The sequence below is a fragment of the Paenalicyclobacillus macrosporangiidus genome (genome assembly GCF_900116805.1).
GTDB classification, from domain to species: domain Bacteria; phylum Bacillota; class Bacilli; order Alicyclobacillales; family Alicyclobacillaceae; genus Alicyclobacillus_H; species Alicyclobacillus_H macrosporangiidus.
The window spans coordinates 1-20,537 of the sequence record NZ_FPBV01000031.1; the positions used below are offsets into that span (position 1 = coordinate 1).

Annotated in this window: 25 protein-coding genes; 18 read left to right on the top strand and 7 right to left on the bottom strand. The window is 61.8% G+C overall.

Going from position 1 to position 20,537, the window contains the following annotated elements; genetic code table 11:
* A partial coding sequence (locus tag BM357_RS17025; RefSeq protein ID WP_281245617.1) for a TCP-1/cpn60 chaperonin family protein occupies positions 1–543 on the top strand: 543 nt, incomplete at its 5' end.
* A 296-nt stretch (positions 544–839) separates the two neighbouring features.
* On the opposite strand, the gene BM357_RS17030 is transcribed toward BM357_RS17025, so the two are convergent.
* The 3 genes from BM357_RS17030 to BM357_RS17040 form a co-directional block, all read right to left on the bottom strand.
* Entirely contained in the window at positions 840–1,382 is a 543-nt protein-coding gene (locus BM357_RS17030; RefSeq protein WP_074956335.1) for a cupin domain-containing protein, read from the bottom strand.
* Between the two features lie 190 nt (positions 1,383–1,572).
* Positions 1,573–1,983 carry a hypothetical protein gene (locus tag BM357_RS17035; protein ID WP_074956338.1) on the bottom strand — a complete coding sequence of 137 codons (411 nt, stop codon included), beginning with the start codon at positions 1,981–1,983 and terminating at the stop codon, positions 1,573–1,575.
* Positions 1,984–2,630: 647 nt separating this feature from the next.
* Positions 2,631–4,043 (bottom strand): FMN-binding glutamate synthase family protein, encoded by a 1,413-nt coding sequence (locus BM357_RS17040; RefSeq protein WP_245784065.1) that lies wholly within the window; start codon positions 4,041–4,043, stop codon positions 2,631–2,633.
* 174 nt (positions 4,044–4,217) lie between these two features.
* Between BM357_RS17040 and BM357_RS17045 the strand changes: the two genes are divergently transcribed.
* Positions 4,218–5,420 carry an MFS transporter gene (locus BM357_RS17045; protein ID WP_083430628.1) on the top strand — a complete coding sequence of 401 codons (1,203 nt, stop codon included), beginning with the start codon at positions 4,218–4,220 and terminating at the stop codon, positions 5,418–5,420.
* 59 nt (positions 5,421–5,479) lie between these two features.
* On the top strand, positions 5,480–6,001 hold the full coding sequence (locus BM357_RS17050) for a TlpA family protein disulfide reductase (protein WP_245784066.1): 522 nt from the start codon (positions 5,480–5,482) through the stop codon (positions 5,999–6,001).
* A gap of 74 nt (positions 6,002–6,075) precedes the next feature.
* On the opposite strand, the gene BM357_RS17055 is transcribed toward BM357_RS17050, so the two are convergent.
* Positions 6,076–6,852 carry an arylamine N-acetyltransferase family protein gene (locus BM357_RS17055; RefSeq protein ID WP_083430629.1) on the bottom strand — a complete coding sequence of 259 codons (777 nt, stop codon included), beginning with the start codon at positions 6,850–6,852 and terminating at the stop codon, positions 6,076–6,078.
* 382 nt (positions 6,853–7,234) lie between these two features.
* Complete coding sequence (gene purU / locus BM357_RS17060; RefSeq protein ID WP_074956393.1) at positions 7,235–8,089, bottom strand: formyltetrahydrofolate deformylase; 855 nt, start codon at positions 8,087–8,089, stop codon at positions 7,235–7,237.
* A 276-nt stretch (positions 8,090–8,365) separates the two neighbouring features.
* Between purU and BM357_RS17065 the strand changes: the two genes are divergently transcribed.
* The gene (locus BM357_RS17065; protein WP_074956344.1) at positions 8,366–8,695 is read left to right on the top strand and encodes an antibiotic biosynthesis monooxygenase family protein; all 330 of its coding nucleotides are present in this window, start codon (positions 8,366–8,368) and stop codon (positions 8,693–8,695) included.
* A 25-nt stretch (positions 8,696–8,720) separates the two neighbouring features.
* On the top strand, positions 8,721–9,191 hold the full coding sequence (locus BM357_RS17070) for a DinB family protein (RefSeq protein ID WP_074956347.1): 471 nt from the start codon (positions 8,721–8,723) through the stop codon (positions 9,189–9,191).
* Between the two features lie 16 nt (positions 9,192–9,207).
* Here BM357_RS17070 and BM357_RS17075 read toward each other — a convergent pair whose 3' ends face one another.
* Positions 9,208–9,459, bottom strand: a complete 252-nt coding sequence (locus tag BM357_RS17075; protein ID WP_074956395.1) for an AbrB/MazE/SpoVT family DNA-binding domain-containing protein — start codon at positions 9,457–9,459, stop codon at positions 9,208–9,210.
* A 104-nt stretch (positions 9,460–9,563) separates the two neighbouring features.
* Here BM357_RS17075 and BM357_RS17080 point away from each other — a divergent pair, with 104 nt between their 5' ends.
* From BM357_RS17080 to BM357_RS17140, 13 genes are all read left to right on the top strand, one after another.
* Entirely contained in the window at positions 9,564–10,388 is an 825-nt protein-coding gene (locus BM357_RS17080) for a nucleotidyltransferase domain-containing protein (protein ID WP_083430630.1), read from the top strand.
* A gap of 81 nt (positions 10,389–10,469) precedes the next feature.
* Complete coding sequence (locus BM357_RS17085; RefSeq protein WP_175511572.1) at positions 10,470–10,766, top strand: DJ-1/PfpI family protein; 297 nt, start codon at positions 10,470–10,472, stop codon at positions 10,764–10,766.
* 248 nt (positions 10,767–11,014) lie between these two features.
* Positions 11,015–11,578, top strand: a complete 564-nt coding sequence (locus BM357_RS17090) for a GNAT family N-acetyltransferase (protein WP_217647711.1) — start codon at positions 11,015–11,017, stop codon at positions 11,576–11,578.
* 124 nt (positions 11,579–11,702) lie between these two features.
* Complete coding sequence (locus BM357_RS17095; protein ID WP_074956356.1) at positions 11,703–12,443, top strand: RNA polymerase sigma factor; 741 nt, start codon at positions 11,703–11,705, stop codon at positions 12,441–12,443.
* 30 nt (positions 12,444–12,473) lie between these two features.
* Complete coding sequence (clpP, locus tag BM357_RS17100; RefSeq protein ID WP_074956359.1) at positions 12,474–13,064, top strand: ATP-dependent Clp endopeptidase proteolytic subunit ClpP; 591 nt, start codon at positions 12,474–12,476, stop codon at positions 13,062–13,064.
* A gap of 77 nt (positions 13,065–13,141) precedes the next feature.
* A complete protein-coding gene (locus BM357_RS17105; RefSeq protein WP_074956362.1) occupies positions 13,142–13,693 on the top strand; it encodes a GNAT family N-acetyltransferase in 552 nt (183 codons plus the stop codon).
* 50 nt (positions 13,694–13,743) lie between these two features.
* The gene (locus BM357_RS17110; protein WP_074956365.1) at positions 13,744–14,352 is read left to right on the top strand and encodes an FMN-binding negative transcriptional regulator; all 609 of its coding nucleotides are present in this window, start codon (positions 13,744–13,746) and stop codon (positions 14,350–14,352) included.
* A gap of 85 nt (positions 14,353–14,437) precedes the next feature.
* The gene (locus tag BM357_RS17115) at positions 14,438–14,833 is read left to right on the top strand and encodes a GNAT family N-acetyltransferase (protein ID WP_074956368.1); all 396 of its coding nucleotides are present in this window, start codon (positions 14,438–14,440) and stop codon (positions 14,831–14,833) included.
* A 6-nt stretch (positions 14,834–14,839) separates the two neighbouring features.
* The gene (locus tag BM357_RS17120) at positions 14,840–15,700 is read left to right on the top strand and encodes a GNAT family N-acetyltransferase (protein WP_175511573.1); all 861 of its coding nucleotides are present in this window, start codon (positions 14,840–14,842) and stop codon (positions 15,698–15,700) included.
* A gap of 335 nt (positions 15,701–16,035) precedes the next feature.
* Entirely contained in the window at positions 16,036–17,175 is a 1,140-nt protein-coding gene (locus BM357_RS17125; protein WP_074956374.1) for a substrate-binding domain-containing protein, read from the top strand.
* Positions 17,172–18,116 (top strand): molybdate ABC transporter substrate-binding protein, encoded by a 945-nt coding sequence (gene modA, locus BM357_RS17130; RefSeq protein WP_217647712.1) that lies wholly within the window; start codon positions 17,172–17,174, stop codon positions 18,114–18,116. The genes BM357_RS17125 and modA overlap by 4 nt, the downstream gene beginning before the upstream one ends.
* A 20-nt stretch (positions 18,117–18,136) precedes the next feature.
* Positions 18,137–18,916, top strand: a complete 780-nt coding sequence (locus tag BM357_RS17135) for an ABC transporter permease (RefSeq protein ID WP_083430633.1) — start codon at positions 18,137–18,139, stop codon at positions 18,914–18,916.
* A 16-nt stretch (positions 18,917–18,932) separates the two neighbouring features.
* Positions 18,933–19,619 carry an ABC transporter ATP-binding protein gene (locus BM357_RS17140; RefSeq protein WP_175511574.1) on the top strand — a complete coding sequence of 229 codons (687 nt, stop codon included), beginning with the start codon at positions 18,933–18,935 and terminating at the stop codon, positions 19,617–19,619.
* 75 nt (positions 19,620–19,694) lie between these two features.
* Here BM357_RS17140 and BM357_RS17145 read toward each other — a convergent pair whose 3' ends face one another.
* Positions 19,695–20,417: a hypothetical protein gene (locus tag BM357_RS17145; RefSeq protein WP_139234776.1), complete on the bottom strand. Its 723-nt coding sequence runs from the start codon at positions 20,415–20,417 to the stop codon at positions 19,695–19,697.
* Positions 20,418–20,537: the final 120 nt, after the last annotated feature.

Sequence of the window (20,537 nt, forward strand, 5' to 3'; positions counted from 1 at the left end):
CGCGAGAAGCTGCAGGAGCGGCTGGCGAAGCTGGCGGGCGGCGTGGCGGTCATCAAGGTCGGCGCTGCGACGGAGACGGAGCTGAAGGAGAAGAAACTGCGCATCGAGGACGCGCTGAACGCGACCCGTGCGGCGGTCGAGGAGGGCCTGGTGCCGGGCGGCGGCACGGCGCTGGTCAACATCATCCCGGCGCTGGACAAGGTGCAGGCGACGGGCGACGAGCTGACGGGCGTCAACCTGGTCCGCAAGGCGCTCGAGGCGCCGGTGCGGCAGATCGCCGAGAACGCGGGCGTCGAGGGCTCGGTCATTGTGGAGCGCCTGAAGAAGGAGCCGGTGGGCCAGGGCTTCAACGCGGCGACCGGCGAGTGGGTGGACATGATCAAGGCCGGCATCGTGGACCCGGCGAAGGTGACCCGCTCGGCGCTGCAGAACGCGGCCAGCGTGGCGGCGATGTTCTTGACCACGGAGGCGGTCGTCGCCGACAAGCCGGAGAAGGAAAAGGCACCTGCCGGCGGCGGCATGGGCGGCATGGACATGATGTAAACCTTTTGCGGAAAAAACCCCGCTGCGGCGGGGCTTTTTCGTGTTCATGTGGTGTGTCTGCAAATCTATTGCTAATCTTCGTGTTTCGAAATATCTTTGAGGCGCTTGAAGACGGCCTCGGACAGCAGCTCCACCGGACGGGGTTCGTAGCGCGCGCGTTACGTGGATGCATGTGTCCGTGGTGATGGCATACATCACGCGTTTACGGAAAGTGGTGCCCGTCCAACCGTGGACCGTCATAAACGTCGATGCCATGGCGTACATCGCGAAACGGTTCGCCAGCGAATGCCTCGTGTTCACCAGGGTTGCGTGGCGCCACTCACAGGAGGGCCCAGGATAACGGATTCCTGAATGGGTGCCACTGCTTTGACATAATCCTCTTCATTCACACCATACGCTCGATTCATGATTTCCTTCGGTATGGAACGCAGGAAATCGGAACCGTACACGATATCTGGCGTCGGACGGTCAAAGATGGCGAGCAGGTGAACATCATCGCTCTTCGCCACAATCCAGTGGAACCAGCCTCTTGGAAATACCGATACCTGACCGGGGCCTAGTTTGTAAGTCATCCGTTCCTGAGTAAACGGGTTAAAAACAGACGTCTTTACCTTACCGGTGATGACAACGAGCGTCTCTGTCACGTTCGTATGCCAGTGGGGTTGGATGATAATGCCCTTGCTCATATGGACATTGAAGAAGCCTGTTTTTACAGCCGGTAATTGCTCTGCAAACACTTGAGTAATGTAATTACGTGAGTCTCGTTTATAGCTGAGCGTTACATTGGAATCGGCTTTCAGGACTAAATCTGGAGACTGCAATACAAAATCCTGCAACACAGCTCCCTCCCTTTGTGGGATACACTATGCCCAAAAGGAAAGGGTTGCTACTGTTCAAGCCAAGCTGAGCCGATATCACTGGCGAAATGAATGAAGACGTCCGGTGGCGCAACCAGTGTCAGGATCAATCAGCACGAACGGGGGCGAGTGGGAAAAACCCTCGGGACCGGGTGGATGGTCGGAATGACCGTTATGAATTCGACATCGCATCGGCGATCGCGGCCAGTTCCTGCGGCGTGAATTGGGAAAGCACTTGATGTTCAATCTGGAGTTTTTGCTGTTCGGTCAGGCTGTCACGGTGGAGGTAGTCTTGCACCAACTGGATGGTTTCTGTGGGTGACAGCTTACTCACGGCATAGGCCACAGCCTGTTGCTCACTGTCGAAGTGCAGGCCACCTGTATTGGAGCTTTTCAATTTCGCTAACTCTGCTTGTACCTGCGGATCTTGGAGGATTTTCTGCAACTCCGCCTGACCGCTCGGGGTATTCAGTTCTGCGACGATCTTGTTGCTTGCCTGCTGAGTGATTTGTCTCTTCGCGTACCAGCCACCTGCACATGCGACCAGTACGATGATCGCAAGAAACGCGATGATGCGCCGCACTGATAACGCCCCTTCCGTGAGGTCTATCGCTTCTTTCATTATACCCGACGGGGAAGTGCGTTCGTCTGTTGGTACGCTTGTTTTGGCCCAGGTGCAATTGCAACTCTCGAAGGGCCATTGAGGAGCCGGTGCAGTGAGGTATGTAAGGCGCCCCGAAGGGCGCCAGTGCGCTTACAGGGATCGCTGCTGCGACCTGTCTTGACACTACATCAAAAACACTGCCAAAGCCATGGTGGATTGGTGGGCCGCTTGGAAACCCGTGGAGCGGCGGCACGTACAAACGCTGCGTGGTTCGAGCGACGGACAAGGTCAACGTAGACGGAACGTAGACGGAATAAAACGGAGCGTGGTAGAATAACACTGAAAATGGCAGGAGGGGTCAACCCCTCCTGCGTTGGTGGCGTTGGCCCCCTCGTCTATGGCGTGGACGGGGGCCATCGTGTTTTACGCGCCGGATCTCGCGCAATACGGCGGCGAGCCCGAACAACGCAAAACCGATGTCATGCCAGACGCTCAACCCATCACCCCCTTTCGACAAAGGGGGTGGCGAGGAGAGGATGACCCTCCCGCTTACGAATCTATCATAATATTCGCATGGAATGAAGGCTGGAAGATACACCCGTCGGGCTGTCGCCTTGGGATGGGCTCTACACCAAGGGCAGACCGGTGATGCGGGCGACATCCGCCTGCCAAGCGACGAGATCCGTGGCGTCCACGTCCCGCAAGGCGGTTTTGCCGAGGGCCCTGGCGCCGAGCTTCATCTCGTCGGCGCAGCTGGTCAAGAATTGTGCGAGGCTCTTGGCTCCGCGATCTTCGTCGAAACGCTCGCGCAGGCTGCCTTTGGTCCACGCCAATGAGGTCGGCGGCTCGAACGGAATGGCGTGGACGATCTGCGTGTGTGTCGCGGCGAACAGGGCGGCCGCGCCGATGTAGACCGCATCCGCGCCGAGGGCCAGGGCCTTCAGCATGTCTCCGGGTGTGCGAAGGCCGCCGGAGATGATGAGATCGACGCGGTCGCGGCAACCGTGATCGACCAAGAAACGCTGCGCCCGGCAGAGAGCCGCCAGTGTCGGTAGACCAAAATCGTCGACGAGGATGGCGGGGGCAGAGTGGGTTCCGCCCTGAGCGCCGTCTACGACAATTACGTCGAAACCGGCCCGGACGGCGATGGCCAGGTCCCGCTCCAGGTGGTGCCCGGCGGCCAGTTTCACCGCAATGGGGGCGCCCCCGCTGACGCGGCGCAGGTCACGGACCAGCATTCTCAGCGTACGCAGGTGATCAGCCTCCGGGACTCCGGCGGGGATGTAGGCGCCGGTGTTCACGGCGTCCGGTAGGCCGAAATCCTGGGCGACGTCCGGGGTCAGGTCCTGAGGCAGAATGAGGGTGCCACAGCCGGCGTTGGCCCCTTGTCCCAACCGGACTTCTATCATATCGGCGGTGCGAAGAGCCTCCCCGGACGGCCGCCAGGGCGCGTCGTGCACCTGTACGACGAGATGTTTGGCCAGTTCGCGAAACTCCGGCAACCAGGCTCCCTGGCCGGTGTTGCTCGCTGTGTCCGCCATCGCTGCGCCCTTCATGAGCGCCCGGACGAACGGCTTGCTCAATGCGACACCGTACCCCATGGCGGAGACCAGGATGGGCATGGCCAGGACCATCGGGCGCTGGGCCCGTCGTCCGATGATGGTCTGGCTGTCGACGGCGGCCTGATGATTGAGAGGGCGCCGATGGAGCTGGGCGGGGATGAACAGCAACCCGTCAAAGTGGGGGAACTGGCGCGTCGTCCCGATGGGCTTGGACAACGGGACGCCTTCGCGGGCGCGGAGTTCATTTTCAATCACCCATTGAATCCCGAATTTTCGAATCGCGGTAAGACCCTCGGCGAGGTTGGACGTGTACGTGTCTTCGAACAATACGCGCACGGATCGCCGGAAGATGCGCTCGAACACCCAACGCCACCACCAAGGGGCTGTCAGGTAAGCGGCCAGCCCGGCCAGCACCAACACGCCCAGTTCAATCAGGGCGGTCTGAAACCACGTCGTGTGCGCCAGTGGGTGCCACACCGTGCCGTACCTCCTGTTCGCCTCTTCCGATGCCCGTGTACACGGGTAATCTTTAAGGTGTTCCATACGCAGGAGATTCATGAAAGGAACCCAGGAAGCGGTGTCGAATTCCCTGGGCTTATACGGTGTCCATGGGATGGGACGGCAAAGAGCGCGCTGGGGGGAGATGGCGTAGTGCTGAGACCGGAGCCCAGGACGGTGGCCGTGGCGGTGACCACGGCCGCCTGCCTGGTCGGCGATTCGATGTTGTACGTGGTGCTGCCGTTGTATTGGCGAGAGGCGGGGCTCGGTGCCCTGTGGCAGGTCGGGGTGCTGTTGGCGCTCAACCGGTTCGTGCGCCTGGTCACCAACGTGTTCACGGGATGGTTTTACCAGAGGTGGTCGGTCCGCGCGGGCATGCTTTGGGCCATCGGCATGAGCGTCCTGGTGGACCTCGGATACGCCTTCGGCAAAGGATTTGTGCTTTGGTGCCTGATGCGCGCGGCCTGGGGATGCGCCTGGTCTCTCCTGCGCATCGGCGGGCTCATCACGGTCAGCGCGGCCTCCGGCGGATCGGATGCGGGGCGTCAGATGGGATGGTACAACGGGGTGTACCGGCTCGGCAGCTTGGTCGGCGCGCTGATCGGCGGCCTGGCGATGCCCTGGTTGGGCTGGATAGGGACGGCGCTGTTGTTCGCACCCTTGCCTGTGCTGTGCCTGCCGTGGATCGGGCGGGTGCTCGACGAACGCCGCGCCGCACCGAGTCCATCGCCTTCCCAGCCGGCGGCGGAACGTTCGCCGGCGGCGTCGCGGGGAATGGTTATGGCGGGGGGCTTCATCGTCTCGTTCATCTATCAGGGTCTCTTCGTCTCCACGTTGAGCGACGTGTTGCACACCCGGTACGGCGTGGCCGTTGAGGTCGCGGGCATCGTGTTGACCACCTCGCTTGTGTCGGGCTTCATCCAGTCGGCGCGCTGGGCCTGGGAACCGTTCCTCGGCGTAGGCGTGGGACGTCTGATGGACACGTCGGAGAGATCCCGTTTCATCCAAGGAACCATCCTCATCTTCTCGGCGGTGAGTTTCCTCGTCCTGACCGCCGTCCGCGCGAGCGCCGGGTTTATCCTGTTGAGCCTGTTCATCCTGGCGACGGGCACCGCCTTGACCGTCATCACGGATGCGGCGGCGGCGACGACCGCGAGATCGATCCGTTCCCCAGCCTTCCTCAGCACCTACGCGGTCATCCAGGACCTCGGAGCGGCGGCGGGGCCCGTAACGGGCTACGCCCTGGTCTCCTGGCACGCGTTCGGCGCGGCTTATCCCCTAATGGCCGTCCTTCTGTTGCTGATGTGGACAGGTCTGTGGATAACCCTGTGGAAAAGCCCGCAGAGTTGTGGATAAGTTGTGGGTGACGGTGTGAATAACCGTGCACGGGAAGGAGGACACACGCTTTGCGGGACATGAGGCACCGGGCCCTTGCCGCGCTGTGTGCGGGAGCGATGGTCTTGGCGGGATTCGGATATGTGGCCATTCGCATGGCATCCGCGCAACCGCAGCCGGTGCAGCCGGGTGAGGCCGCGCCGGACATTCAGGGGAAGACGTGGTCAGGGGCTGATTTTTCCCTCCATGCACTGCGTGGCGAACCGGTGCTGCTCGACTTTTTCACCACCTGGTGTCCGCCCTGCCTGGACGAGACGCCGGACCTGATGGCGTTCGCCGCCGCCCACCGGGGTGAAATTCGGGTGGTGCTGGTCGATCGGGGCGAGGCGCGCACGGCGGTGGCGTCGTACGTCGCCCGGTTTCACGTGCCGGACGACGTGACGGTGGTCCTAGATGAAGGGAACCGCTGGTCGGCCCCCTACGGGGTCACCGGCCAACCGGAGGCGTTTTTCATCGCGGCGGACGGGCGGGTGGTGCAGCACACCCTGGGTCCGCTCTCACGGGCGCAGATGGAGGCGGGGGCCAGGGCGGCGGGGAAGTGACTTGCGCCGTCCGCGGCGCCTGGGACTTCAGATTTTGGCAGGTAAGACCGTCCTGTGGAACTCGATGGCGTGTATCACTCGGATAACGACGGTTCGGACATGTCGATATCAAAGCGGCTTCTCAACAAGTCGTTTCGTTCTTCATTACATCGTATCGCCCGACGATTCTTTTCGGATCCGATGGTCTCAATGAAGAAGTCCCCTGAAATCGAGATTCGGCCATTCGGCGTAGCCATGGAGCAGATGAGCTTGTGTGTGAAATGTGATTCCGGCGATGTTTGTTGGTACACATTCATGTCGTAAAAATCTTCAAGCTTGTGGGGCTGGAGTGTGAACCGAAACTCTGAGACCCATTCATCCTCAAATTTCTTCTGGAAGAAAAGAACGTCTGAGTCCTGCTCATGCGTAATCCGGTATGACCCACTGACATCGGTGACAACTTTCCCTGATAGGGGCAGGGGGCTGCGAACGGAATCGCCAAATCCGACATCGACAATATAGTCCTCATCAAGGGTTACCAAAAGGACCATGTGATCGAATTCCGGACCAAATGTCCCATCATCCCGACGGACTTGACCAGACAGGATGGACACGGAATATCCGAGGTTTTGCAGGAGCCATCCGAACAACCCGTTCAATTCGTAGCAGTACCCTCCCCGCCTTTTCCCGACAATCTTGTCGTACATGGACTCCAGTTTCAGCTCAATGGGACGGCCATTCATAATATCCAAGTTCTCAAACGGGACGGACAGCATGTGGTGCTCCTGAAGCCGTCGAAGCGATGGGTAGTCGGCATGTACATCTCCTGTGATCCCGATGCGCTCCAGGTATTTGTGAACGTTCACTTTCATTCTTACTCCTCTCCTTGAAAATCACCCAGCTACCTGGAGGATATCGCTTCGTATGTTGCGCAGAAATCGACCAATGGTCGTAGCCCGTATCTGGCTGTATTGTGTAGTCCCAGACGTAGGCCAGCGGAAATCATGCGGCATTTCATTTAGGCAGCGTGATCGACAGCACCAACGCCAGGGCCGTGCAGGCGTGGAGCAACACATGGGCGGTGTTCGGGGCCATGCCGCCCCGGCGTGGCAAAAATGTGTGGGTGCCACCGAGCTCTCGCGTTCGTCCATGGCGGAAGGTGAACCCAGTCGTGGAAGACGAGGAAAATCAGCATGAACGTCTGTACGCCGAGAAACATCCAGCGCAGTGTCATGAGCGTTTTCTCTTCAGGGGTCACGCGAACACGATGGTCTTGTTGTCGTGAATGAGGATGCGGTCCTCCAGATGCCACTTCACCGCCCGGGCTAAGACGACGCGCTCCACGTGGCGGCCAATGCGTTTGAGGTCGGCGACGGTGGCGCGGTGGTCGACCCGGTGGACATCCTGCTCGATGATGGGGCCTTCGTCCAGTTCATCGGTGACGTAGTGGGCCGTGGCGCCAATCAGTTTGACGCCGCGATTGTATGCGCGTCCGTACGGATTCCGCCCGACGAAGGCGGGCAAGAACGAGTGGTGGATGTTGATGATGCGGTTCGGAAACCGACCGACGAACTCGGGCGAGAGGATCTGCATGTACCGGGCGAGGATGACGACGTCCACCTGCCCGGCGAGCAGGGCGAGTTGTTTGGCTTCGGCTTGGGGTTTTCGATCGCGATCGACCGGCACATGATAAAACGGCACGCCGAGCGACTCAACCGTCTCGCGCGCGTCCGGGTGGTTGCTGATGACCATGGCGAGGTCCATGAACAGGTCCCCGGTCTGCCACTGCCACAGCAACTCAAGCAGGCAGTGGTCTTCCTTCGACACGAAGATGGCGGCGCGCTTGGGCACGCACGCGGGGGCGAGCCGCCACTCCATCTGAAACGCGTCTGCCACCGGCACAAACGCCCTCTCCAGTTCGGGCAGACGCTGGAGCATGCTGGGTAGGTCGAACTCGACGCGGGTAAAGAAGAGGCCCACGTCGGGGGGCGCAGAGTACTGGTCCATCTGCACGATGTTGGCCCCGCGTTGGTAGAGAAACTGTGCGATGGCGGCCACGATGCCGGGTTGGTCCGGACACGAGATGAGTAGTCGCGCCCGGTTCGCCAGCTCCTGTGCCGTGTGCCGCTGGTCGTCGGAGTACGGGCGGGATCGACGGTCGGCCTTTTGCTCTGAGGTGACGGACTGTGCCAGCTTGATGTCGCTCAACGGACACCGATCCTTTCCGTGATTTTCGCAATTATACCACGGCTGTCCGAGGCGGTTGCAAGCGTGGTTCACGTCCAGGACGAGTAGGCCGCACCGGCCGTCTATTTCTGCGGCATATCGGTCACAGAAGACAGAAGGATGATACAATCGTGGAAACACGGACGGAGGAGGACACGGATGGGGGATTTCGCACGCACACCCGAACCACCGTACTATGCCGTGGTGTTCACCTCGATGCGAACCGAAGGAGACCGCGGTTATTCCGTCATGGCGGAAGAGATGGTGGAACTCGCAAGGCAGCAACCGGGCTTTTTGGGCGTCGAGAGTGTTCGGGACGAACGCGGCTTTGGGATCACGGTGTCCTACTGGGCCTCGGAAGAGGCGATCCGCTTGTGGAAGGAACATGCCCGCCATCAACTGGCCCAACGGCTGGGGCGGGAACTTTGGTACGAAGGATTTGTCACGCGTGTCTGCAAGGTGGAACGGACATATGCGTTTGAACGCTGAAAGAACAGGATGGGAGCGTGATGGCATGATCACCCTGTTTCGTTATAACTGGCAGGTTCGGGATGAGTGGTTTGCCTGGTGCAGGGAAGTTCCGGAAGAGGAACTGACGCGTCAGCGGGTCGGGGGCGTGGGGAGTATTCTGAAGACGATCTTCCATATCGTGGATGTCGAACAATCGTGGATTCGCGCGTTGCAGGGAAAACCGGACATTGAGTACAGCTTTGAATCCTATTCGACCTTGGCCCGGGTGATGGAGCTGTCCCGGCATTGCAGGGCCCATGTGGAGCCGTTCGTCATGAATTGGCGACCGGACATGGAGCATCGGGTGCTCACCGGTACGAAGCACGACGGGACGCCGTTCTCGTACACGTACGGTGAGGTCCTTCGCCATGTCATTGCTCATGAAATTCATCACACCGGGCAGTTGTCCGTATGGGCGAGGGAGATGGGGCGGGCACCCGTGTCGGCGAACCTGGTTGGCAGACGGTTGGTTTGAGGGGTGATCCGCTTGATCATCGATCTCTTAACCCTTCTATCGTCTCTCGATATTGTTCGACGTTGGCGCTCAGGGTCTCAAAAAATTTTGGATCAACCCCAGGCGGGATCGACACGGCCTTACGAAGCACGATTTGCCCTGTCTTCTCGTTTATCATCAGTTCCACATCATCACCCAAGTCCAAATTTAGTTCTTGCAGTATGTCCTTCGTGAAAGTGATGCCCAGGCTGTTTCCGATTCGCGTGACCTTCCGGTAAATCCGTTTCATGTGCATCGCTCCCATCGTTCAACGGTTCTTCCCCTATTCTGGACGGTATGCAGCGATTGTCATACTCGTTATAATCATTCTAACCATTTTCGCGGGGGCGACGAATGACGGTCTGGATCAACGACTCGAGCTGGCGATTGCCGGGGACAGAGAAGGAAGGGACGATCATGCGTCAGATCATCGCCATGGGCGGTGGGTTTGGACTGAATGTTTCGAGGAGTGACGGCATGCGGCCCGCAGGACTTGAGGCAGCAAAACGATTTGTCACCGAACACTTCCCTGACTGCAACGTTGCCATCCTCACAGGGAGTGCTGCACGTGGCGAGGAAACGCCACAGTCAGACTTGGATATCCTCATCGTCTCTGATACCGCACCCTCTGCGTACATCGAGGCCTTTTACGAATACGGTTGGTTGATTGAAGTCTTGATGCACAACAGGGAATCGTACAAGAAATTCTTTGAACAGGACCGTTTGCGTGGACGTCCCTCATTGCCGCACATGTTCGCCACAGGCATTGTCTTGGTGGACGATGGGACGGCAGCTTCCATCCAGCAGGAGGCGCGGGCCCTGTTGGAGGCGGGGCCGCCGGCGTGGAGCGAGCGTGACATCCAGTTTGCGCGGTTTGTCATTACGAATCATCTGCTGGACCTTGAAGCCGGGCTTGAGGAAATCGACATGCTGTTCGCCGTGAATGATTTGGCGAACGCGCTTCATGAGTTGGTCCTCCGGGCGAACGGGCGTTGGATTGGGAAGGGCAAGCGGATTGTCTCGGCGATACGAGACTTCGATCCGCTTCTGGCACAAGCGTTTGCAGACACGTTTGAACGGTTCTTCACCAGCCGTGACGTTTCTGGCGTCATCCGGTTTGCGGACTGGATTCTTGAGCCTTACGGAGGACGGCTGTTTGCAGGATATTCGACGAAATAGCCTGGACACTCGGCTGGCGTCCTGCGGCGCTCGAAGAGGGTCCGACAAGTTCGGTCACCCCTTGAGAAGGTGAATATCAAGTTGGAAAAGGTACTGCTGCTCATATACCCGACGTTCAGCGAATTCGAGATCACCGTGGCCATCACGGTACTCAGCCGGGAATTTGACATGGTTACGGTCGCTCCCCGGTCTGGACTTGTCACAGGGGAATCCGGGCTGCAGGTGATGCCGCACACCACCGTGCAACACGTGGATGTCGATGAATATCAGGCACTCATCATTCCCGGTGCGGAAGACATGATTCATATCAAAGATGAGGAACCTGTCTTTGCGATGGTACGAGATTACCTGAAGAAGGATATGTATGGGAGCCAGTAGTGGAGTCCGAAAATCTTGTAACGGCACAAGGCCACGCGTTTGTCGAATTTGGCCTTCGGTTGGCAGAAAAACTTGGAATGCACATCAGCCCTGAGACTCGGAACTTCTTCCACGGAAGGCACAGTGCATTGAGGTTAGAGTGATTTGGGGAACGAAGCCGAATCACGTGGCCTCAATGCGCGGCACAGCGTTCCTAACAAAATCACATAAGATTCAAGTATGAGACGTGACATCAGGAGGTCTCCCTGGTGAAGAGTCCGGTCATCAATTTCTCTGGAGAGCACGTCGCCCTTGGGCCGCTCGATCATGACTACTTGGACGTTTACATGAAGTGTAACAATGATTTTCAGACGACTCGCACGTTGAGTTTGTCGAAACCCACCACACGAAAACAGTTATCGGACTTTATAGATCATCTGAGCGAGGACGCCGACTCGGTCTTTTTCACCATCTTCGAAAAAAGCAGCGGTCGCCCAATTGGATTCACGTATTTGGACAGGATAGACCACCGGAATCGTACAGCGACATACGCCATCGTGATCTGCGAAGAGGAATGCCGGGGCAAGGGGTACGGGACAGAAACGACCCTGCTGATGATGAACTATGCGTTCGCGGTATTGGGCATCCACAATCTTTCGTTGACCGTGTACGAGTTCAACAAACCGGCCATACGATGCTATCAAAAAGCTGGTTTCGTGCAATTTGGCAGACGGAGACAGTGTCATTTCATGGGTGGCAAACTATGGGATGAAATCTGGATGGAATGCCTCTCCACCGAATTCACGTGCACCCTCCCGCAGTGGACATTCTGACGTCCTCGAACGGGGGTGGCGCGTCGGCGGATGTTCTTTGCGAGATAAATCTGAACCCATCCCCGCGTATCCATTCGGCCCGTTCATTCGTTTTCATGGTGTCAACGGAAAGGAGGCTGCTGGCGTGGTTCCCAGCCGTGCGACGAGAGGGACGACGGAACCTTCCTTGCCAGATGAGGCGAGTCTGTCGGCGTATCGTGACTCGTTGATCCGATACTGCGAATGCCTCGGCGCGACCCGCCAGGATGCGGAGGATGTGGTGCAGACCACGCTCCTCAAGGCACTGACAGCGTTCAAAGCGGGCGTGCGTCATCCCAACGTCCCGGCTTGGTTGCGGCGGATCGCAAAGAACGCATGGATCGATCACGTTCGCAAACACAGCCTGTCCCATCCGTACGGGCCATCGGAACTGGCGGTTCGGACTGAATCCGCGTTCCAAAGCGAATGGGCCGAATTGGAAGAGGCGTTGCAGATCCTGTTGACCAGACTGACGCCGCGGCAGCGGATGGTCTTCCTCCTGTGCGAGGCGTTCCAATATACGGACCGGGAGACATCCGAACTGCTGGGCATCAGCCGGGAAGCCGTGAAGGCGGCCCTGCACCGTGCCCGAAGCCGGCTGGCCGAGGTGCGGCGTGATGGCGAGGGCGCCTATGAGGGGGCTGAGGCTCGGGCTCAGCAAGAGGTGCTGCAGGCGTACGTGGCGACATTCCGCGCGGCGGATATCCGGGCCTTACTGCAGTTGTGCCAAGGCGGCGGGCTGGACCCGGTCCATGCCACGTGCCAGGTGTTGACACGGATGTGTGGAGAGCCGAGCGGGATGGAACGTCGCCGGGATGGGCGAGGTCCCGCGCTTGCCGCGGCGTAGCGGGCTGCACTCAGGGAGGAGGATTGGCGGATGGGATTGATTCCGTATGTCATTGAGCAGACGAGCCGCGGGGAGCGGAGCTACGACATTTATTCGCGATTGCTCAAAGACCGGATTGTCATCGTCGGTTCGGAGATTGACGATCATCTGGCCAACTCGGTCGTGGCGCAACTGTTGTTTCTCGCGGCCGACGACCCGGAGCGGGACATTCAGATGTACATCAACAGCCCCGGTGGATCGGTCACAGCTGGCTTTGCCATCTACGACACGATGCAGCACATCAAACCGAAGGTGTCGACCATCTGTGTGGGACTGGCGGCGAGCTTCGGCGCGGTGTTGCTCACGGCGGGCGCGAAAGGGAAACGGTTTGCGCTCCCCCACAGCGAGGTGATGATTCATCAGCCGCACGGCGGGGCGAGAGGCCAGGCGTCCGACATGAAGATCCATGCGGACTGGATGTTGAAAACGCGGGAGAAAATCAACCACGTGCTGGCCAAACACACTGGGCAATCCGTGGAACGGATTGCGGCAGACACGGATCGGGACAGGTTCATGAGCGCACAGGAAGCGAAGGACTATGGCTTGATTGACGAGGTGATCGAACCCGCAGATTTGGCCTGACGTTTGCGGACTGGTCCATTCTGTTGTATTCTAGCGGACAATTCATCATTTGCAGATGCAGATGCGAGGTGACCACCGTGCCTGCCGGTTACTCCATTCGCAGGGCGACCGTCGAGGATGCGGCGGCCGTGGCCAGGGTGCACGTCGACAGTTGGAGGACGACGTACCGCGGCATCGTACCCGACACCTTTCTGGACGGGATGTCCTATGCGGACAGTGAAGCCCGGTTGCGCAGACGACTTGAACAATCATCCGAGAAGTACGCCATGTTCGTGGCGCAGGATGAGTCGGGCCGCATCGTGGGATTTGCCGACGGCGGGCCGATACGCAAGGAAGATCCCGATTTCGACGGGGAATTGTACGCCATCTACCTGCTGGAGGCGCACCAGCGCCGCGGACTGGGGAGACGGTTGATCCGCCAAGTCGTGGGACATCTGGTGCAGAACGGCATGCACGGGATGCTCATCTGGGCCCTGGCGGACAATCCAGCATGCTCATTCTACGCTGTCATGGGCGGACGGCCCGTGCGCGCGGGCGAGCTGGAAATTGGCGGAGTGCGGTTCAAGGAAGTGGGATATGGTTGGTCCGACCTGGCCGGTTGGCTTCGGGCGCAGGGGGATGTCACATAAAACGGAATCCATGCGCTACCATGGCACCATGAGCCGGAGGGGGATTGCCCATGTACATACCGAAGGCGTTTGCGATGGACGATCCGCAGGAAATCGCCCGCTTCCTCCGCGATCACAGCTTCGGCTTGCTCATCAGCACCTCACGTGGCGAGCTGACGGCCACCCACCTGCCGTTCGTGTTTGACGCCGACGGCCGGTGCCTGTGGGCGCACATGGCGAGGGCGAACCCGCAGTGGCGGGACCTGCACGGGCAGACGGCTCTGGTGGTGTTTCAGGGGCCGCATGCCTACGTCTCGCCGTCCTGGTACGAGGTGCCGCAGTCGGTGCCGACCTGGAATTATGTCGCGGTGCATGTGTATGGGAGGTGCACCGTGATAGAAGACGAAAGCGAGTTGGCCGACCTGCTGGCGAAGACGGTGCGGTTCTACGAGCCGGACTCGCGCTTGCCGGAGGAGTCGGGTGAGCCCTACTACCGCAACCTGATGCGTGCCGTCGTCGGCTTTCGACTGGACATCGAGCGAATGGAGGGCAAGGCAAAGCTGAGCCAGAACAAGCCGCCCGAGGTGCGACGGCGGGTGATAGAGGCCCTGGGCCGGACCGGGGACGCCGAGGCGCAGGAGGTGGCGGCGTGGATGCGCCGGTTGGAGGATGGGCGGTAGGGGGTTGCGGCGATGATGGGGTGTCCGCACAGCGCCATCTCTAATGGATCTTTCCGCACGTCGGGCTATGAAAGGTGGGATTGGCATGATCACCTACCAGGTGAACGCCCCCGTCTCCGCCGCGCAGGTGGCGGAGGTGTTTGAGCGGTCCGGCATCCGCCGGCCGACCGAGGATTTGCCGCGCATCGAGGCGATGCTCCGCCATGCCAATCTCACTGTCACCGCCTGGGACGGGGATCGATTGGTGGGGATTGCCCGGTCCCTCACGGACTTCGTCTATTGTTGCTATCTGTCCGATCTCGCCGTTGACCGCGACTACCAACGACAGGGCATCGGCCAGGCGCTGATCCGGGAGACGCAGGCACAGCTCTCTAATCAGGTGTCTCTCATCCTGCTCGCGGCGCCGACCGCCATGTCGTATTACCCGCACATCGGGTTTGCGAAGGCGGACAACGCGTGGATCATCCCACGGGCGCGGTGAATGGGCATGGACGCAGGGAATCGGGCCGACATGCTGGGACGGGAAGACGAAGCTGCCCTCCGGGCATTGGCCGAGCGGGTGGGGTGGCAGTTCACGCGGGACCAGACGGCGCTGTTTCTCAGTGGGATCGGCCGCGTCAGAGGCGTCTGGCGTGACGGGGCGTTGATTGCCAGCGGGGGGCTCTATCGGTATGACGGGAGACTCGCATCACTGGGCAATGTCATGGTGGACCCGCGATTTTGGCGTCAGGGCTTGGCCACGCGTTTGGTGACCGAATGTCTCGCGGAGGCGAAGGCCGCGGGAGCGCCGGTCGTGTTGGTGGCGACCCCGATGGGGGAACCGCTCTACCGAAAGCTGGGATTTCAGACCATTGGGTCTGTGCATCGTCTGGAGATCGATCCCGCCGGCACACCGGCAGCAGCGTCGCCGATGCCGAACGACGTCCGGCCGCTGCAGCCGTGCGATCTCGAAGAGATCGTCCGTTTGGACGAGCGGGCGTTTGGCGCATGCCGGCGCGCCGTGTATGAGACTTTGTTCGCTCTGCGCACACCGGGATGGGGCTGTCGCGATGCGGATGGCGCGCTGCTCGGTTTCACCTTTGCCATTCGCAAGCCGTCTGCCCTCTGCCTGGGTCCGGTCGTGGCGAGGGACGTGTCCATCGCGCTGGCCTTGGTCCGGCGGGCGTCCAGCGGTTGGACGGTGCCGGTGCGGGTGGATGTGCCGCATGAGCAGACGGCATTCCGATGCGGGCTGTTGGCCGGCGGGTTCCGGGAGCGCATGATCTCCCCGCTGATGAGCTTCGGCACCGACAGCCTGCCAGGAGCGCGGTCCAGATGGTTCGCCCTGCTTGACCCAGCCTTGGGGTGAGGATTTGGAGCCAACTCGATCCGGCCGCCCTCTGCGCCCGCCACCCTTGCTGCAGGACACAGGCCTCCGTCGATGAGAGGGTAAAAACGATTTTCCTCTTACGGCCTGGTGAAACATTACGGTCGCCGTACCTGCTTCCCCGCAGCACGATGAAATTTCATGGCTTATCGCCGCCAGGGCGGTCTGCGGACCTTGACCCTCACGGCCCGTCGGGCGTATGCTGTCCTCATAGCAACTTTCAATTGCGTTCCGCTAACCATGGTAGCATTCCGCGGCGGAGCGGGAACGGGTGAACGGACGCATTGCGAACACAAACGGAGAGGAGGGGATCCTCGGTGCGGCCGACGAATGCTGGGGACGAGGCCGCGTTGGGCCGGCGGATCGCAGAGCGGAGGCGGCGGCTGGGGATGAGTCAGGACGCCTTGGCCGCGCGGCTCGGCGTGAGCCGGCAGTTCATCGGGGCGCTGGAGGCCGGGCGGAGCCTGCCGTCCATCCGGGTGGCCATCCGGTTGGCGCGGGTGCTGGGCACCACGGTGGAGGCGCTGTTTGACGACGACCATCCCGCCGTTCGCTGGGGCGATCCGGATTCGCCGCCCCGGCCGGGGGTCCGCGTGCGGTGGGCGAGCGTCGACGGGGATGTGGTGGTGTTTCCCCTGCGGGATCGCAGGGCGGGCACGTTGGCCGACGGCGTGGTGGGCCCGTCCGGCGAGCCGGAGCCGGTGCAAGCGTCGCGGATGGCGTGGGCGGAGAAGACCGTGGCCATCGCCGGGTGCGATCCCGCCCTCGCCCTCCTCAGGGACTGGCTCGCGGACAGCGGGGCGCCGGTTCGCGTGGTCGAGCTTCCCTGGGGCAGCGGTGCGGCGGTGCGGGCGCTGGCGGACGGGCGCGTCCACGTGGCCGGTGTGCACGGGCGCCACTTTGCGGCGCTCGCGCAGGTGCGCGGCGAGGTAGAGGCGTCTGGGGCTGCGTCTGATTCGCAGGCGTCTTGCGATCCGCTGGTCCGCGTCCACTTTGCCCGCTGGGAGGTGGGCGTGGCCGTCCAGCCCGGCAACCCGAAGGGCATCCGGGGATTGCAGGACCTGGCACGGCCGGACGTGCGCTGGGTGCGCCGGCCGGCGGAGACGGCGGTGGCCGCTCTGTATGATGCCGCGCTGTCCCGGGACGCGGGGCCGGTGCGGTGGACGCCGGTGGCGGCCCTGGACCACATTCAGGCAGCGGAGATGATTGCCCTGGGCGTCGCCGACGCGGGGTTGACCACGTCGTTCGCCGCCCACCTGTACGGCTTGCCCTTTGAGGCCGTGGAGGAGCACCGCTTCGAATGGGTGCTGCCGCTGCGCCGCCTGTCGGAACCGGCCATGTCGGCCCTGCTGGACACGCTGCGCACAGGCGCCTTTCGAAGCCAGATGGAGACCTTGTGGGGATACGATGTCACACGCCTCGGGGATGTGATGGAGGCGGAAGGAGGAAGCTTATGAGCCAGGACACCGACCACATGATGCCGGTCCATGGAGGACCGGAGATCCCAACCAGCCTGCGCAAATCTCGTGTGCGCACGAGACTCGGGAGGTCGATGGCCGCCGCAGCGGCCGCCATCGCCCTGGTGGCCGGATGCGGGACCGGTGGCGGCGGATCGAATGGGACGCCGGGCGGATCGAACAGTCAAACGAACGATACCGGTGCGGGCGGCGCCGGAAACAGCGCCGTGCAGACGACCTTGACGGTCGACGCCGCGGCATCCCTGACCACGGCGTTCCAGCAGCTCGGGCAGGCGTTCGAGAAGGCTCACCCGGGCGTGACGGTGCACTTCAACTTCGCCGGCAGCCAGACGCTGGTGGCGCAGATGCAGCAGGGGGCGCCGGCGGACGTGTTCGCCAGCGCCGACGAGAAGAACATGGACAAGCTGAAGCAGGCGGGGCTGGCCGATGCGCCGTCCACTTTCGCGAAAAACGGGCTCGTCCTCATCACGCCGAAGGACAACCCGGCCGGCGTGCACGCGTACGCCGACCTCCCCAAGGCGCGGCGCGTGGTGCTCGGGGTAAAGGACGTGCCCATCGGGGCGTACGCGCGGCAGTCTCTGCAGAAGGCCGATTCCGTGTACGGCGGAAACTTCTCCAAGCAGGTCCTCGGCCACGTGGTGTCTGAGGAGACGGATGTCAAGCAGATCGTCAGCAAGGTGGCCCTCGGCGAGGCGGATGCGGCCTTCGTGTACCGCACCGACGCGATGGGCGGCAACCAGGACAAGCTGCAGGTCATCCCGGTGCCGGATTCGGTCAATGTGACCGCGACCTATCCCATCACGGTCGTGGGGCGGTCGGCCCACCCGGATGCGGCGCAGGCGTTCGTGCAGTTCGTGCTGTCCAAGGCGGGGCAGGAGATCTTGCAGGAGAACGGCTTCTTGCCTGTGTCGTCGTCGTGAGGCGGCTTTCCTGGGGATGGATGCCCGCCATCCAGTGGGGCTTCGGCCTGGTGCTGGTCCTGTTCCTCGCCATCCCTGTGGTGAGCCTGTTTTTCTCGGTTACGCCGCGGAAATTCTTCGCCGCCTTCGCGGAGCCGATTGTCCAGGACGCCCTGTGGCTGAGTCTTCGGACGAGTTGCATCGCCATCCTGCTGGTGGTCCTGTTCGGGACGCCGCTCGCGCATCGGCTGGCGACAGGGGCCTCGTTTCCCGGGCGATCGGCCCTCGAGGCCCTGTTGCAGGTGCCCTGGGTGACGCCGCCGGCGGTGGCCGGGCTGGCGCTCCTGATGGCGTTCGGCCACAACGGCCTGGTGGGCAGGCACCTGGCGGACTGGGGAATCTCGCTCCCCTTCAGCACCGCGGCCGTGGTGGTCGCGCAGGCGTTTGAAGGCTCGGCGTTCTTCGTGCAGACCGCGCGCCAGGCGTTTTCGGGGGTCGATCGCGGTCTCGCCGAGGTGTCCCGCACCCTCGGCGCGGGCCCTTGGCGGACGTGGCTGGGCCTCGAGATCCCCATGGCGTTGCCGGGATTGCTGACCGGCGCGGCGATGGCCTGGTCGCGGGCTCTCGGCGAGTTCGGTGCGACCATGCTGTTCGCGGGCAACCTGCAGGGCGTGACGCAGACCATGCCGCTGGCCATCTACACGGTCCTCGAGCAGGACGTGGGCGCCGCGGTGTCGCTCGCCATCGTGCTGATGGTGTTCGGGTTCGGGCTGCTGTGGGCGCTGTCGAGGTTGCGCCAGCGGGCGGTTGGACCGGGTTGAAAGGGGGAGCGGGCGGTTGCAACGGGGGCTGTTCTTCGACATCCAGGTACCGCTGCCTGCGTTCCGGCTGGCCGTCCGCGCCGAGGTCAGTCCCGGGGTCACTGCGGTGGTGGGGCCGAGCGGATCGGGCAAGACCACCTTGCTGCGGGCACTGGCGGGGCTGACGGTGCCGGCGGACGGGATCATCCAGTTGAACGGACGGGTTCTGTTCTCGGCGAAGGAGGGTATCCACCTGCCGCCCGAACGCCGGCGCGTCGGGTATGTGCCCCAGCAGTATGCGTTGTTTCCGCGGTTGCGCGTGATCGACAACGTGATGTACGGGTTGAAGGCGAGAGGTGTCCCACGGAGGGAGCGCCGGCGCCGGGCCATGGCCATGTTGGAACGGATGGGCATCGCTCACCTGGCGGACCGGCGGCCCGCCCAACTGTCGGGCGGCGAGGCGCAGCGGGTGGCCTTGGCGCGGGCGTTGGTGGTGGAACCGGATGTTCTGCTGCTCGACGAACCGCTCTCCGCTCTCGATCCGGAGACGCGTCGGCAGTTGCGGTCATTCTTGCGGACGGTGCTCGCGGACGCCGGGTGCCCTGTGGTGTGTGTCACCCACGACCGGGAGGACGTCGCCACCCTGGCGGACGCCGTGTTGGTGCTGAAACAGGGGCGGGTGGTGGCGGCGGGATCGCCGAAAGACGTGATGGAGAAAGCGTGAAAAGCCGCGGCAGCGTGCCGCGGCTTTTCATTTTCAAGGCAATCCCGCGTGCATGCAGGCTCCATCGGAGCGGGTTCAGCCCTGGGGCGTGGTGGCCGTGTTGTTTGAGGCGTTCGTACGGTTCGTCGTGTCGGTGCCGTTGGCTGAACCCGTGGCATTGTCCGTCTGATCAAAGAGGCTCTGATTCTGGAAGCCCGGGTCAATCTCCTTGCCGTCCGCCGTCTGGATGGGGTCCTGCGACACCGGGTAGACGTAGTCGACCTGCCACAGGCCGCTTGCGTCTTTCGCAATGCCCCAGTCGACGACCTGCTTGTAGGACGTCTGGGTACCGTCGGAGAACGTCACCGTATCGGTCTCCTGCACCTCCACGAGCAGGTGCGCGTCGTCGACTTCGCCCTCGCGCACGATGGTCCACGAGGCGTCATCCAGGCTGCCAGACGTGATTCCGTTGGCCTGGGCGAATTTCGTCCAGCTATCATCCGGCGACTGCGCGTCGGCTTGTGTCACCTCGTCAACCAGGTCCTGTGTGACGTATCCGCGCGACCGAAGCTCTCGGAACAGCGCGACCGGATCGTCCGCGGCTGTCAGGTTGGTGGTGTACGCATCGACCGCGTACAGGACGTCCTCCGGTTGGTAGTCCGTCAGGTTGTTGTCCGTTTCCATCGTCCACTTCGTCCCGTTCCAGTCGGGCGTCACGCCGATGCCGCGCAGAATCTGCATCACATACCAGACCGGCATGAAGGTGGTGGCCGACTTGGAGGCGGGATCGATGTCGGCGATGCCGACAACCTTTTTCACCAGCTTGCCGTTCACGTAAACATTGACAGGCGCTATGCAGTTGCTCTCAACAACTGGGTTTTGTCAGGGTCAAACCACCTCAGTTCCAATCGTGTTGGCCAAAATTTGTCGATGAGGCTT

Coding starts and splice junctions, on each gene's coding strand:
- BM357_RS17050 (WP_245784066.1), top strand. CDS start 5,480: ATGAGGCACCGGGCCCTTGCCGCGCTGTGTGCGGGAGCGATGGTCTTG.
- BM357_RS17055 (WP_083430629.1), bottom strand. CDS start 6,852: ATGAAAGTGAACGTTCACAAATACCTGGAGCGCATCGGGATCACAGGA.
- BM357_RS17065 (WP_074956344.1), top strand. CDS start 8,366: ATGGGGGATTTCGCACGCACACCCGAACCACCGTACTATGCCGTGGTG.
- BM357_RS17070 (WP_074956347.1), top strand. CDS start 8,721: ATGATCACCCTGTTTCGTTATAACTGGCAGGTTCGGGATGAGTGGTTT.
- BM357_RS17075 (WP_074956395.1), bottom strand. CDS start 9,459: ATGAAACGGATTTACCGGAAGGTCACGCGAATCGGAAACAGCCTGGGC.
- BM357_RS17080 (WP_083430630.1), top strand. CDS start 9,564: ATGACGGTCTGGATCAACGACTCGAGCTGGCGATTGCCGGGGACAGAG.
- clpP (WP_074956359.1), top strand. CDS start 12,474: ATGGGATTGATTCCGTATGTCATTGAGCAGACGAGCCGCGGGGAGCGG.
- BM357_RS17110 (WP_074956365.1), top strand. CDS start 13,744: ATGTACATACCGAAGGCGTTTGCGATGGACGATCCGCAGGAAATCGCC.
- BM357_RS17115 (WP_074956368.1), top strand. CDS start 14,438: ATGATCACCTACCAGGTGAACGCCCCCGTCTCCGCCGCGCAGGTGGCG.
- BM357_RS17120 (WP_175511573.1), top strand. CDS start 14,840: ATGGACGCAGGGAATCGGGCCGACATGCTGGGACGGGAAGACGAAGCT.
- modA (WP_217647712.1), top strand. CDS start 17,172: ATGAGCCAGGACACCGACCACATGATGCCGGTCCATGGAGGACCGGAG.
- BM357_RS17135 (WP_083430633.1), top strand. CDS start 18,137: ATGCCCGCCATCCAGTGGGGCTTCGGCCTGGTGCTGGTCCTGTTCCTC.